This is a genomic window from Streptomyces sp. SP17BM10, from assembly GCF_036322405.1.
GTDB lineage: Bacteria > Actinomycetota > Actinomycetes > Streptomycetales > Streptomycetaceae > Kitasatospora.
In genome coordinates this window covers 46,780-60,650 of the sequence record NZ_JAQYXB010000565.1, presented here as the reverse complement: position 1 = coordinate 60,650, position 13,871 = coordinate 46,780, and the positions used below count along the sequence as shown (strand labels likewise).

Sequence of the window (13,871 nt, the reverse complement as noted above, 5' to 3'; positions counted from 1 at the left end):
CCCCGCTTCGCTCGGCAGGGGCGTTCACCCGTGCGCACCTCTTGATGACGAGCTCACCTCGTTCGCTCATTGGGTCCCCTCCACGATGGCCACGGCGTTGATGCCGCCGAAGCCGAAGGCGTTCAGCTGCGCGAGCCGCAGCGTCCGGTCGGTGGCGGCCTCGCCGGTGACGAAGCTGAACTTCGCGGCCTCGTCCACCGGGTCCTCCAGGCCGACGGTCGGCGGCACCCGGCCCTCGTTCAGGGCCCGGACGCCGACGATCAGATTGATCAGGCCGGAGGCGCCCGAGGTGTGGCCGGTCATCGACTTCACCGCGGTCATCAGCGGACCGGAGGCGTCGTCGCCGAGCACGGCGGCCAGGGCGGTGGCCTCGGCCTCGTCGTTGAGCAGGGTGCCGGTGCCGTGCACCATCACCAGGTCGAGGTCGGCGGGCTTGACGCCGGCCAGCCGGTGGGCGGCGTGCATGGCCTCGGCGATGCCCTCCGGGGAGGGCGCGGTGACGTGGAAGGCGTCGCAGTTGACGGCGACGCCGCGCAGCCTGGCGTGCACCTGCGGGGCGCCCTCCTCGGTGCGGCGCAGCACGATCGCGGCGGCGCCGTCGCCCATCAGCACGCCGGTGCGGTTGCGGTCGAAGGGCCGCACCCGGTCCGGCGGCGTCGCGTGGACGCGCTCCAGCAGGCCGTACATGGACTCGGTGAGGACGTCGACGCCCGCGACGATGACGGTGTCGGGTGCGTCCGGGCCCTCCTGGTCGAGCAGGTCGCCGGCCAGGGCGAGCGCGTACAGCGAGGCCGAGCAGGCGTTGGAGAAGGTGTGGGTGACGTCGGCGTTGAAGCGTTCCCTCAGGCCGGTGCCGAAGTGCAGACCGGAGTCGGCGAACGGCGAGCCGTCGGCCCACCACAGCTCCAGCGAGCGCAGTTCGCGCAGGCCGGTGCCGACCAGGATCGGGATGCCGGACAGGTCCTCGCCGAGGCCCGCGTCGGCGGCGGCCTGGGCGATCGCCTCGTGCAGCAGCCGGCTCGCCCGGCCCGGGACGTCCTCGCCCGGGGCGGGGCGGTCGTCGACCTCGTACGCGTGCTGGGCGCGGAACCTGGTGCGGTCGAAGCCGCGCAGCTCGGCGCGGCCGCTGACGCCCGCGCACAGGTTCTCGAAGAGCTCGCCGACACCGGAGCCGGTGGCGGCGACGGCGCCCATCCCGATGATGGGGCGGATCGTCATGACGCCTCCTTGGTCGCGTCGTACCGCCCGAGCAGGACCGCCGCGTTGTTGCCCCCGAACGCGAGACCGTTGTTCTGGACGATCCGCAGGTCGGCCTCGACCGCCTGGTTGGGCACGCAGTCGACGTCGCACTCGGGGTCGGTGGTGACGTGGTTGATGGTGGGCGGGATGAACCGGTTGCGGATCGCGAGCGCGCAGCCGATCGCGCCCAGTGCGCTGGCGGCGCCCATGCTGTGGCCGAGCATCGACTTCATCGAGACGGTGCGCGGCGGGGTGTCGCCGAACACCTGCCGGATGGCGCCGGCCTCGGTGATGTCGTTGGCCTTGGTGCCGGTGCCGTGCGCGGAGATGAGGTCCACCTCCTGCGGCTTGACGCCGGCGTTGTCCAGGGCGAGCCGCATCAGCTCGGCGACGCTGTCCCGGTCCGGTGCCACCTGGTGGTGGGCGTCGCAGTTCAGCCCGTAGCCGAGCACCTCGGCGTAGATGGTGGCTCCGCGCTCCAGCGCCGAGTCCAGCCGCTCCAGGACGAGCACGCCGGCGCCCTCGCCGGTGAGGATGCCCTTGCGGTCGACGTCGAAGGGCTGGCAGCGGTCGGGGGCGATGGTGCCGAGCCGGTAGAAGCCGGTGAAGGTCTTGCGGCACATCGCGTCCGCGCCGCCGCAGAACGCGAACTCCGCCTCGCCGGAGCTGACGGCGTCGAAGCCGTAGCCGATGGCGTAGTTGCCCGCGGAGCACGCGGTCGGGATGGTCAGCGCCTCGACGTCGGTCAGCCCCAGTTCCTGGGCGATGGCCGCCGACAGCCGCCCGGCCGGCACCCGCCGGGCGGCCGTCGGGTCGAAGGTGCCGGTGCCGTCCGCGAGTTCGCGCTCGACCAGCTGGTCGAGGTCGTAGCTCTCGCCGTCGGTGGTGCCGATGGAGACGAGCCCGCGCCGGCCGCGCAGCCGCGCCAGGTCGAGGCCGGAGTCCTCCAGGGCCATCCGGGCCGCCGCGGTCGAGAACTGCGCGGCCCGGCCGAGCTGTTCGACGTCCAGCGTGCGGATCCAGTCCCGCGGGTCGAAGTCGGTGATCTCGCACCCGTTGGCGTGGGCGAAGCCCTCGGTGTCGAACACCGTGATCGGCCGGGCCCCGCTGCGGCCCTCGCGGAGCCCCGCGAGGAACTCCCGGACGCCGAGGCCGATGCTGGACACCACCCCGAGCCCGGTGAGCACCACCCGGTGCCGCTGCGGCCCGGTGTGCCCGGTGCCGTTTCCTGCCGCCGTCATGGCGACCTCCCCATCCGTCGCAGCGTTGTCGGGACTACCAGCCGGCCGGCTCCGAGACGACCTCGTAGACGCCCTCGAGGTTGACCATGCGGGGCAGCTCGCTCTGGTTGATCACGACGCCGAACTCCTTCTCCAGGGCGGCGAGGATCTCGATCGCGCGGAGCGAGTCGGCGTCGTGGTCCTCCTTGAAGAGGCTGGTCTCGGTGACCTCGTCCTCCTCGATCTCCAGAATGTCGCAGACGATTTCCTTGATGGTTTCGAGGCGCTCGTCGCGGGTGGCGGTGGTCATGGTTCTCTCCTTTGTCCGGCCCGTGTTCCCGGGCCGTGCGGAATGCAATGCGGATGTGGTGCGGGATGTGGTGCGGGACGTGCCGCGGGATTCGGCGCCCGATGTCGCGCCGGATCGAACGGCCGTGCGGATGGAATTCTGCGAGCCCGCTTTCCGGGCCCACAACGGCGGCTGCAACAACCTGCCACCGGCGTCCGGGAATTCAGCGGCGGACGGCCGCGGAAAGCCGGTCGCGCAGGTCCGCGACGAGCGCGTCGCGCTGCTCGACCAGGTAGAAGTGGCCGCCCGGCAGGACGGTCAGACCGAAGCCGGCCGGGGCGATCTCGGCCCAGGCCGCGACCTCGTCCGGCGCGACGTCCGGGTCGCCGTCGCCGACGTAGCCGGCCACCGGGCAGGGCAGCGGCACGCCGGGGCGCGGCGCGTACCCGGCGACGGCCCGGAAGTCGGCCCGGATGGCGGGCAGGACGAGTTCGCGCAGGTCCTCGTCGGCCAACAGCGCGGCGTCCGTGCCGCCCATCCGGCCGACCGCGGCGAGCAGTTCGTCGTCGGTGGCGAAGGCGGCGGTGCGCGGGGTGAGCAGGTGCGGGGCCTTGCGGCAGGAGACGGCCAGCAGCGCCGGGGCGATGCCGTGCCGCTGCGCGAGGCGCAGCGCGATCTCGTAGCCGACGGTGGCGCCCATGCTGTGGCCGAACAGGGCGAGCGGGGTGTCGAGGTACGGGGTGAGCTCGGCGGTGATCGCGTCGGCGAGGTCCTCCAGGCGGGTCCACGGGTCCTCGGCGATCCGCTCCTGGCGGCCGGGGTAGCGCACGGCGAGGACTTCGACGTCCTCGCCGAAGGCGCGCCCCCAGCCGTGGAAGAAGCCGGCCGAGCCGCCGGCGTGCGGCAGGCAGAGCAGCCGCAGCCGCGGGGGCGCCTCGGTGGGGTGGCGGCGCAGCCAGATGCTCTCGGTGGCCTGTGTCATCGGGTGGTCCTCCTTGTCGGGTTCGGTGCCGGGGCCCGCCCTGGAACCCCTGCGCCGGCCCCGGTCAGCCCAGTGCGGCCGGGCTGTTCAGCGACACCACCCCGGTCTCCGGCGCGATCCGGCGGATCAGGCCGGCCAGGGTCTTCCCGGGGCCGATCTCGACCAGCCGGCGGCAGCCGAGCTCGTCGGTGAGGGTGCGCACGGAGGGCTCCCAGAGCACCGGAGAGGTGAGCTGGCGGGTGGCCAGGGCGGGCCAGTCGCAGTCCCCGGCGTACGCGCGGGCGTCCGCGTTGGCGACGACCGGCAGGTGGGCGGGGGCGAAGGCGGTGTTCTTGAGCGCGGTGCGCAGCCGTTCGGCGGCGGGCGCCATGTACGGGCTGTGGAAGGCACCGCCGACGGACAGCCGGATCATCTTGGCGCCGATCGAGGGCGCCTCGGCGCCGATCAGCTCGATGCCCTCGGCGGAGCCGGAGACCACGGTCTGGCCGGGCGCGTTGACGTTGGCGACCCACACCTCGGCGCCCTGCGCCCGGAGCCGGTCGGTGAGTTCGGCGACCTGCTCCAGCGGGGCGGCCACCAGGACGCCCATGGTGCCGGGGCGCTCGTCGGCGGCGTCCCGCATGGCCCGGCCGCGGGCCGCCACCAGCGCGGCGGCGTCGGGCAGGGTGAGCGCCCCGGCGGCGGTGAGCGCGGCGTACTCGCCCAGGCTGTGGCCGGCCACGGCGGCCACCGGCCCGTCCAGCGCGCCGCGGCGCACCGCCTCGGCGTACGCGACCATGGCCACCGTGAACACGGCGAGCTGCGCCAGGTCGGTGCGCCGCAGGTGTTCGTCCGGGGTGTCGAGGAGCAGTTCCGCGAGGTCCTCCCCGGTGACCCCGGAGATCGCCGTGACGATTTCCCAGGACGGGGTTTCCCGCCAGGGCTCGCCCATTCCCGCTTTCTGCGTCCCCTGGCCGGGGAACACCAGACCGATCGGGTTCTGGTCCATTGACCCGCCTTCCGCGCCGAATTCACCGGTGGGGGCGGGGGCCCGCCACCGGAGGTTTTCCGGAGGGCGGGTCCCCGCGCCGACGGCCGGCGGTTTCGGGGGAGTACGGCAGGCCATCGGGAAGGGGAATTCCGGGTGCGTGCGGCACCCGCCCCCCTTTCCGCGGCCCATACAACCGAGGGCGCCGGGGGAGCGGCAACAGCCCCTTCAGGAAGCTGCCACTCGCCCGGTGCCCGGTGGTCCGTTCCGGCCTCAGGCGCCCGGGCCGCCGCCCGGGTTGCCGCCGCCGGGCCCCGGCCGGGCGGGCCGCAGCAGGCCGAGTTCGGCGGCCCGCACGCCGGCCTGGAAGCGGGACTGCGCGCCCAGCATCGCCATGATCTCGGCGACGTGCCGACGGTAGGTGCGCACCGAGACGGTGAGCTCCCGGGCGGCGACCTCGTCGGTGACGCCCGCCCGCAGCGCGCCGAGGATCTGCTGGGCGAGCGCGGCCCGGTCCCGGTCGCCGAAGACGATCCGCTCGCCGGCCGGGACGGCGTTGCGCCACACGCTCTCGTACAGGGAGCCGAGGGTGAAGACCACCTTGGGCTCGCGGATGACCGAGGCCCGGACACCGGTCGCCGACTCGGCGACGACCAGCGCGGTCGTGCCGTCCACCAGCAGCGCCTGCAGCGGGGGCACCCGGGCCACCCGGATCGCCACCGGCCGCTCCTTGGCGAGCTGCTCGCGCACGAAGTCCTCGTCGATCATCGAGGGGTTCGTCAGCAGCCGCACGGCGATGCTCTCGGCGGCGCCGTAGATCAGTCTTCGCTCGGCGAACTCGCTGAGCCCCGGCTCCTGTTCCTCGGCACCGGGCATCCGCGCGTGCACGATGTCGATGCTGCGCACGGCACTGCGGATGAGGGCGGCGGCGCTGTCCAGCACCGCCTGGTAGCCGCCCTCGACCGTGGCGATCTGCTGGGCCCTGTGGCTGCGGTCGCGGTGGATCGCCACCGTCGACTCGATCAGCGCCCGCACTTCCAGGAGTGCTCTTTCCAGTTCGTCCTCTGCCTCGATGGGCACGTCGTACTCACCAGTTTCCCCGTTGGTGTTGCTCGCTGCGCCGCGGCTGGTGGGCCGCGGTCCTCCCCGTGTGGTCGGGGACGGCGCCCGGCCCTGCCGCGCAGGGCCCGCAGGGGCGCCGAAGAGCCTGTTTTCGAATCCCCGTCTGCCGTGCGGCGCCGGGGCACGCGCCTCGCCGCGCTGTCGTCGGTCGCCTATGTCCCCCAGCCTGGCGGCCGGGAGGTGCCCCACCGCACGGACGCCCTCCTCCGCCTTGCGATGCACGCACCCCAACGCCGCACGGCCCGCCCTTGCGGGCGGACGACGGGGGTCGCACGACAGGCTCTCATTCGTTGAGCAGGCCCAGCTCGACCGCGCGCACGCCGGCCTGGAAGCGGGAGCTGGCGCCGAGTTCGCGCATGATCTCGGCGACGTGGCGCCGGTAGGTGCGCAGGGACATGCTGAGGTCGCGGGCGGCCGCCTCGTCGGTGTAGCCGCTGCGCAGCCGCTCCAGGATGCTGCGGGTGAGGTCGCCGAGCAGGCGGGGGCTGAGCGCGAGGTGGTCGTCGAGCTTGCGGCCGAGCGACCAGGCGCCGGCGAAGAGCAGTTCCAGGGCGCGGACGGCGGCCCGGTCGTTGACCAGCGTGGCCTGGCCCTTGGCGTTGCCGGCGGCGGCGCGCACGAGGGCGGCGGCGCCGTCGGAGATGACGATGTCGCGCAGGTCGGCCTCGGAGACGCGGATCTCGAAGCGGGCGCCGGGTGCGTGGGCGAGCTTGGCCAGGGAGCAGTCGGCGACGCCGGGGGCGCAGAGGACCCGTACGACGGTGCCGGGGCGCATGGCGGTCAGGGCGTCGCGGGCGATCTGCTCGAAGGGCCCGGTGCCGGTGACGGCGACGCAGACCGAGTGCCGGGCGCCGTGCACGAGCTGTTCGACGGCCTCGCCGAGGGCGGTGACGTCGGTGTGCGGGGCGGGGGGGCTCTGGTCCGGGCGCTGCCGGTAGAGGGAGACCGTGGACTCGATCAGTTCCCGCGCCTGGAGCAGGGTCTTTTCGACGTGCGCGGCATGATCGCCCGGTGTCGATTCCTCCTGGCCAGGGCCGTTCGGCGAACCGGCTGCACTGGTCACTTGCGTCCCCCTTACGGTGGTGGTCTTTCCGTTCATTCGCCGTTCAACTGTTTAATCAAGAACATGTCAGATGACACCTGATCAGACCACCTGTGGCCGACAGTAGTTCGCACGTTCGAAGTCAGTCAACCTTTGCTCAAATCCGCAGGTCAACGGCCTTTGGGCCGGCACTCGGCGGGGGCGTCGCGAGAACGGCGCGAAGGGCGTCGCGGAGGACGGGGCGACGGGCATATATCAGGCCGGGATTTTCCCACCACCGACCTGGCGATTCTCCAGGCGCCCTGGCATCAACCTGCACTCGGGCGCCGGAAAGGAAGGATCGGCATTCCGTTTTCCTCACGAGAAGTAGCCCGCCCCTCACCGCCGGTCGCGGCCCTGTCCCCTTCCGGCCAACCCTGAACTCGCCCGGCTGACGTGGACTTGTCCGACCTTACGGTAAGCGACGTGACCATACGTCAGACGGGGACTTTTCGACCCATGACTTTGCCGGCCCGGCGGGCCACCGGCGCGACGGCGCGGTGGTCCGCGGAGCCGTCGCCGGCGTCCCCGCGCTGAACCGTCCGGTCGCGCCACGCTGCGGGCATCCGCACCCCTGTGGTCCTCAACCCCTGTTCGGCGTGCCAGGCGGGCTGCCCCGGCGCGCCCCGAAGCCAGGAGACAGACGGCCCGTGACCCGTCCCACCAACCTCACCGACCTGCTGCTGGACATCGCCGAGCGGCATCCCTCGGCCGGCATCGGCCACGGTACCGGCACCGCCGGCGCCGGACCGGCCGACCGGACCTACCCCGCCCTGCTCGACGCCGCCCGGCGCGTCCTGACCGGCCTGCGGGCCCGCGGCCTGCGCCCCGGCGACCGGGTGGTGCTGATCCTGGAGCGCGCCGAGGACTTCCTGCCCGCGTTCTGGGGCGCCGTGCTCGGCGGCTTCGTCCCGTGCCCGCTGGCCGCGCCGGCCGCCGCCGACCCGGAGCGCTGGGCGGCCCAGCTGGCCCACGTCGGCGCCCTGCTGGACGGTCCGCTGACGGTCACCACCGCGGGCCTGGCCGCCGTCCTCCCGCCCGACCCGGACCGCCCGCTCGCCGTCCTGGAGGAGCTGGCCGCGGAGCCCGCCGGGGAGCTGCACCGCGCCGCCCCCGGGGACACCGCCGTGCTGATGCTGACCTCCGGGTCCACCAGCGACTCCAAGGCCGTCATGCTCAGCCACGCCAACCTGCTGGCCTCGATGGCGGCCAAGAACGCCGCGCACCGGCTGGACGCCACCGACATCACGCTGAACTGGGTCTCCTTCGACCACGTCGCCGCGCTTCTGGAGTGCCACCTGCTGCCCCTGTCGGTCGGCGCCCGCCAGCTGCACGTCGCCCCCGCCGCGGTGCTCGCCGACCCGCTGGAGTTCCCGCGGCTGGTGTCCCGGCACGGCGTGACGATGACCTTCGCGCCGAACTTCCTGCTCGGTCTGGTCGCCGCGGCCGCCGACCGGCTGGAGGACGAGGAGGAGCGGATCGACCTGAGCCGGGTCCGGCAGATCATCAGCGGTGGCGAGGCCGTCCTGGTCAGCACCGGAGAAACGTTTCTGAAGCGGCTCGCACCGTACGGCCTCGCCGGCGACGCCCTGTGGCCCGCCTTCGGCATGACCGAGACCTGCGCCGGCAGCGTCTACTCCCGCCGCGGCTTCCCGGCCACCGACCGCGGCGCCGAGTTCGCCAACCTCGGCACCCCCGTCCCCGGCCTGTCCGTCCGCATCGCCGGCCCGGACGACCGCCCGCTGCCCGCGGGCGCGGTCGGCGAGCTCCAGCTCACCGGCCCGATGATCACCGGCGGCTACTTCCGCAACCCGGCGGCCACCGCCGAGGCCTTCACCGCCGACGGCTGGTTGCGCAGCGGCGACCTCGGCCGGATCGACGGGGGCCGGCTCACCCTGGTCGGGCGCAGCAAGGACAGCGTCATCGTCAACGGCGTCAGCCACTTCAGCCACGACGTCGAGGCCGTCCTCGAACAGCTCGACGGCGTCGCCCGCTCCTACGTCGCCGCCTTCCCGACCCGCCCGGCGGGCAGCGACACCGAGCACCTGGTGATCGCCTTCCACCCCGAGCTGCCCGAGGGCGACGAGAACGCCCTGCACCGGGTGCTCACCGCCGTCCGCGCGACCGTCGTCGCGCACTGGGGCTTCCGGCCGGCCCTCGTCCTGCCGCTGCCCGCCGAGGCCTTCCCCAAGACCAGCCTCGGCAAGATCCAGCGCGCCCTGATGCGCCGCCGCCTGGAGGAGGGGGCGTACACCGGGCAGCAGTCCGCCGTCCGCGACCTGACGACGCGCATGCTCGGCGGGTACACCGCGCCCGAGGGCCCGGTCGAGCACGCCCTCGCCGCGATCTACGCCGAGCTGTTCGACTGCGACCCGGCCGCGATCAGCGCCACCGCCGGCTTCTTCGACCTCGGCGGCACCTCGCTGGACATCCTGCGGCTGCGCGCCAGGGTGGCCGAGCGACTCGGCGTCACCGGCCTGGAGGTCATCACGCTGCTCACCGCGCCGACCGTCCGCGCCCTGGCCGCCCGCCTCGCCGAGCCCGCCGCCGCCCCGGGCGCCGCCGCCCGGCCCTACGACCCGCTGGTGCCGATGCAGACCGGCGGCGACAAGACCCCGCTGTTCTGCGTCCACCCGGGCGTCGGCGAGGTGCTGGTCTTCGTCAACCTCGCCCGGTACTTCGTCGGCGACCGCCCGTTCCACGCGCTGCGCGCCCGCGGCTTCAACGACGGCGAGAAGCCCTTCGTCTCCTTCGAGGAGATGGTCGACACCTACGTCGACGCGATCCGCGCCGAACAGCCCGAGGGCCCGTACGCGGTCGCCGGGTACTCCTACGGCGCCGCGGTCGCCTTCGAGATCGCCAAGGTCCTGGAGGCGCGGGGCGAACGGGTCGACTTCGTCGGCAGCTTCAACCTGCCGCCGCACATCAAGTACCGCATGGAGGAGCTGGGGCACGCCGAGACGGCCGCCCACCTGGCGCTCTTCCTGGAGCTGATCGACAAGAAGCAGTCCGTCGAACTCCCCGACACCCTGCGGCACCTGCCGCGCGAGGAGCAGGCCGCCCGGCTGCTCGCCCTCGCCCCGCCGCACCGGCTCGCCGAACTCGACCTGGACGCCGACCGCTTCGCGGCCTGGGCGGAGATCGCCGACACCCTCACCGGCCTGGGCCGGGACTACCGGCCGAGCGGCGACGTCCGCTCGATGACGGTGTTCCACGCGCTCCCGCTGCGCGGCACCCGCCAGGAGTGGCTCGACAACGAGCTGCGCCGCTGGGACGAGCACGCCCGCGAGGAGAACCGGTACCTGGAGGTGCCGGGCGAGCACTACACCCTGATGGGCCCGCGCCACGTGTCCGCCTTCCAGGCGGTCCTGCGCCGCGAACTGGACCGCGCGCTCGCCGGGGCCGACGAACTGGCCCGCCGGCGGGCCGCGCACCGATGACGAAGGAGCACAGCAGCACCATGCGGGGGAAGAAGATCCTGATCACCGGCGGCACCGGGCAGGTCGCCCGGCCGGTCGCCGAGGCGCTCGCCGAACACGCCGAGGTCTGGTGCATCGGCCGGTTCGGCACACCGGGCGTCGAACGGGCGCTGGCCGACCGGGGCATCCGCACCCGGCACTGGGACATGGCCGACGGCTCCGAGGCGGCGCTCGCCGGCCTGCCGCGGGACTTCACCCACGTCCTGCACTCCGCCGTCCACCGCGGAGAGGACGGCGACTTCAACGCCACCGCCGAGATCAACGCCGTCGCCACCGGCCGCCTGATGGAGCACTGCCGCAGCGCCGAGGCGTTCCTGTTCGTCTCCACCGGCGCCCTCTACAAGCGGCGGACCCTCGACCACGCCTACACCGAGGACGACCCGGTGGACGGCTCCGCCGACTGGCTGCCCGCCTACCCGATGGGCAAGCTCGCCACCGAGGGCGCGGTGCGCGCCTTCGCCCGGGTGCTCGCCCTGCCCACCACCATCGCCCGGCTCAACATCGCCTACGGTCCCGGAAGTTACGGCGGCGTGCCGATGCTGTACTTCAAGGCGATGCTGGCCGGACAGCCGATCCAGGTGCCCCTGGAGGGCCAGAACTGGTGCTCCCCGCTGCACACCGACGACCTGGTGGCCCAGGTGCCCCGCCTCTGGGAGGCCGCCGCCGCCCCGGCCACCGTCGTCAACTGGGGCGGCGACCAGTCCGTCGGCATCACCGACTGCATCCGCCACCTCGAGCGGCTCACCGGCGTGACGGCGAACCTCGTCCCGAGCGAGGTCACCCGCGAGACGTACCGGTTCGACCCGACGCTGCGCCGGAAGCTGACCGGCCCGTGCACCGTCGACTGGCGCGACGGCATCGAGCGCACCCTGCGCGTGATGTACCCGCAGTACCTGGACGGCCGCCGCGTGGCGACGAAGGGATGAGGACCGACATGACCGACACCGCTCTCACCGCCACTGCCACGACCACCGGCAGCCGCGCCCTGATCGAGCGCGCCTACCGGGCCTTCCACGACCGCGACGTCGCCGCGCTGCTGGACACCCTCGATCCGCGCGTCGAGTGGGTGCACCCCGACGGCATGGCCGAGTACGGCCTCGGCGGCACCAAGCACGGCCACGCGGGTGTGCGCGAGTTCCTCGCGAAGGTGCCCTCCGTGCTCGGCGGGATGCGCCTGCGACCACAGGAGTTCGTGGCCGCCGGGGACCGCGTCGTGGTCTTCGGTGTGCGCGAGGTCACCTCGAAGCGCGGCACCACGGTGACGCTGCCGTTCATCCACTCCTGGACCCTGCGCGGCGGCCGCGCGGTGCGCATGGAGGACGTCTTCGACACCGTGCTCTTCCGGCGGGTGATCGAGAGCTGAGACCCCGCCCCACCTCCCGGGATCCCGGTTCGCGCACGGCGGGCCGGGCTCCCGCCCGCACCGCGCCGCCGGCGCGGAGACCTTGGTCACACGGTGCGCGATCGACCGGCTTGTATTCTCCGGTGATGGCCGTGGTTCTTATATGGCCTTCGTATTGTGCAACCCGGGTGCGGTCCCGACCGTCTCCCAGAGTACGGTGTGCCCGATCATCACGGGCAGCGCTTCCGGCGGTGAAAGGTACGCGGATGGCAGGCAAACGGGGCGAGAGCCCGGCTCGTGGCGAGGACGCGCCCGACGCGGCCACCACGGACGGCGGCAGCGCCGTCCCGCAGCCGCGCGCCGGCGGACGGGCCGAGGCCCGCCGGGCCGCACAGGGCAAGGGCGGCAAGGGCGCCCCGCCCGCGGGCGGCGGCGGCCGCGCGGCGGCCCGCAACAGCCGGAAGCCGAAGAAGAACGTCAAGAAGATCGTCGCCTGGTCGGCGGCGGGCGTCCTGGTGCTGCTCGCCGGCACCGGCGGCGCGATCTACTTCAAGCTGAACGCCAACATCAAGTCCTTCGACGCGGACGCGATAGCCACCGACCGCCCGCCCGAGGCCCAGGCCGACGCGGACGGCAACAGGCCGGTCAACGTGCTGCTCATCGGCTCCGACAGCCGCGGCGGCTCCAACTCCGACCTCGGCGGCGGCGAGGACGGCGGCGCCCGCTCGGACACGACGATGCTGCTGCACGTCTACGCCGACCACAAGCACGCCGTCGGCATCTCCATCCCGCGCAACGCGATCGTCCAGATCCCGTCCTGCAAGCTGCCCAACGGCAAGTGGACCAAGGCCGGCAACGACCTCTTCAACGCGGCCTTCTCGGTCGGCGGCACCGACGCCGGCAACCCCGCGTGCACCCAGAACACGATCGAGAAGCTCACCGGCATCCGGGTCGACCACACCATCGTCGTCGACTTCAACGGCTTCTCCTCGATGACCAAGGCCGTCGGCGGCGTCGACGTGTGCCTGCCCAAGGCCATCTACGAGGGGGACATCAACCCCAACCTGCACAAGAAGGGCGAGCTCGTCCTCCCGCAGGGCAAGCAGACCGTCGACGGGCAGAAGGCGCTCGACTACGTGCGGCTGCGGCACGGCATCGGAGACGGCTCCGACATCGGCCGGATGAAGCGCCAGCAGGCCTTCATGAGCTCGCTCGCCACCAAGGTCAAGACGGAGGGGCTGAGCCCCACCAACCTGCTCCCGCTCGCCGACGCCGCGACCAAGTCGCTGACCGTCGACCCCGGGCTGAGCTCCGCCGACAAGCTGCTGTCCTTCGGCCTGTCGCTGAAGAACATCGACATGCACAACCTCAAGTTCGTGACGGCCCCCTGGCGCTACCGCACCCAGGACGCCAACATCGACCTGGTCCAGCCGGACGCCCAGAAGCTCTGGGACACCCTCAAGGCCGACCACACCATCGACGGCCAGAACGCCACCGGCCAGCAGGACGGCGCCCCCGCCGCCCCGAGCTCGCCGCAGCCCGCCGCGCCGAGCTCGGCCGCCCCGGCGGCCGGTGACCCCTCCAACGAGGCCGTGAAGGTGGCCGTCTACAACGGCACGGTCACCAACGGCCTGGCCGGCAAGGCGACCGAGCAGCTGAAGGCCGCCAAGTTCTCGGCCACCACGGCGGGCCAGGCGGCCAGCACGAAGTACAGGACCACCACGATCGAGTACAGCGCCGGCCAGAAGGCGAACGCCGAGAAGGTCGCCGCGCTGTTCCCCGGCGCCAGCCTGGAGGCCAGCAGCTCGCGGGGCATCTCGGTGATCGTCGGCCAGGACTTCGCCGCCGCCACAGGCGCCGGCACCGGCGCGGCCACCGGCTCCAGCAGCGCGCCCGCGGCCGGGACCCCGGCCGCACCGGCCCCGCTGCCCACCACCGTCACCAACGACGCCCGCTCCGCGGACGACGACATCTGCGCGAACACCACCTACGGCAGCGGCGGCTGATCCCGCCCGCACACCGCTCGCACGACCCCGGGACGCGTCCGTCCCGGGGTCGTGCCATCGCGGCCACGGGGGCCACGAAAGGCGGACCCGTGCCCGAGACCGCCCTCCGGACCGACACCGCCGCCGCGGGTCGATCGTCGTCCT

11 protein-coding genes are annotated in these 13,871 nt (G+C 73.3%); 4 read left to right on the top strand and 7 right to left on the bottom strand.

Annotation, left to right across the window (positions count from 1 at the left end):
- Positions 1 to 66: 66 nt before the first annotated feature.
- The 7 genes from PUR71_RS15155 to PUR71_RS15125 form a co-directional block, all read right to left on the bottom strand.
- Entirely contained in the window at positions 67 to 1,218 is a 1,152-nt protein-coding gene (locus PUR71_RS15155) for a beta-ketoacyl-[acyl-carrier-protein] synthase family protein (RefSeq protein WP_329927510.1), read from the bottom strand.
- Positions 1,215 to 2,480: a beta-ketoacyl-[acyl-carrier-protein] synthase family protein gene (locus PUR71_RS15150; RefSeq protein ID WP_329927509.1), complete on the bottom strand. Its 1,266-nt coding sequence runs from the start codon at positions 2,478 to 2,480 to the stop codon at positions 1,215 to 1,217. Before PUR71_RS15150 ends, PUR71_RS15155 begins: the two co-directional genes overlap by 4 nt.
- Before the next feature lie 34 nt (positions 2,481 to 2,514).
- Entirely contained in the window at positions 2,515 to 2,769 is a 255-nt protein-coding gene (locus PUR71_RS15145) for an acyl carrier protein (RefSeq protein WP_329927508.1), read from the bottom strand.
- 202 nt (positions 2,770 to 2,971) lie between these two features.
- Positions 2,972 to 3,730, bottom strand: a complete 759-nt coding sequence (locus PUR71_RS15140) for a thioesterase II family protein (protein WP_329927507.1) — start codon at positions 3,728 to 3,730, stop codon at positions 2,972 to 2,974.
- 64 nt (positions 3,731 to 3,794) lie between these two features.
- Positions 3,795 to 4,718: an ACP S-malonyltransferase gene (locus tag PUR71_RS15135; RefSeq protein WP_329927506.1), complete on the bottom strand. Its 924-nt coding sequence runs from the start codon at positions 4,716 to 4,718 to the stop codon at positions 3,795 to 3,797.
- Positions 4,719 to 4,970: 252 nt separating this feature from the next.
- Positions 4,971 to 5,777, bottom strand: coding sequence for a LuxR family transcriptional regulator (locus PUR71_RS15130; RefSeq protein ID WP_329927505.1), 807 nt, complete (start codon positions 5,775 to 5,777; stop codon positions 4,971 to 4,973).
- A gap of 325 nt (positions 5,778 to 6,102) precedes the next feature.
- Positions 6,103 to 6,882, bottom strand: coding sequence for a helix-turn-helix transcriptional regulator (locus tag PUR71_RS15125; protein WP_329927504.1), 780 nt, complete (start codon positions 6,880 to 6,882; stop codon positions 6,103 to 6,105).
- 668 nt (positions 6,883 to 7,550) lie between these two features.
- Between PUR71_RS15125 and PUR71_RS15120 the strand changes: the two genes are divergently transcribed.
- The 4 genes from PUR71_RS15120 (at position 7,551) to PUR71_RS15105 (ending at position 13,727) form a co-directional block, all read left to right on the top strand.
- Positions 7,551 to 10,340 (top strand): non-ribosomal peptide synthetase, encoded by a 2,790-nt coding sequence (locus tag PUR71_RS15120; protein ID WP_329927503.1) that lies wholly within the window; start codon positions 7,551 to 7,553, stop codon positions 10,338 to 10,340.
- A 20-nt stretch (positions 10,341 to 10,360) separates the two neighbouring features.
- Positions 10,361 to 11,305: an NAD-dependent epimerase/dehydratase family protein gene (locus tag PUR71_RS15115; protein WP_329927502.1), complete on the top strand. Its 945-nt coding sequence runs from the start codon at positions 10,361 to 10,363 to the stop codon at positions 11,303 to 11,305.
- 8 nt (positions 11,306 to 11,313) lie between these two features.
- Positions 11,314 to 11,742: a nuclear transport factor 2 family protein gene (locus PUR71_RS15110; protein ID WP_329927501.1), complete on the top strand. Its 429-nt coding sequence runs from the start codon at positions 11,314 to 11,316 to the stop codon at positions 11,740 to 11,742.
- Between the two features lie 245 nt (positions 11,743 to 11,987).
- On the top strand, positions 11,988 to 13,727 hold the full coding sequence (locus PUR71_RS15105; RefSeq protein WP_329927500.1) for an LCP family protein: 1,740 nt from the start codon (positions 11,988 to 11,990) through the stop codon (positions 13,725 to 13,727).
- Positions 13,728 to 13,871 lie beyond the last annotated feature (144 nt).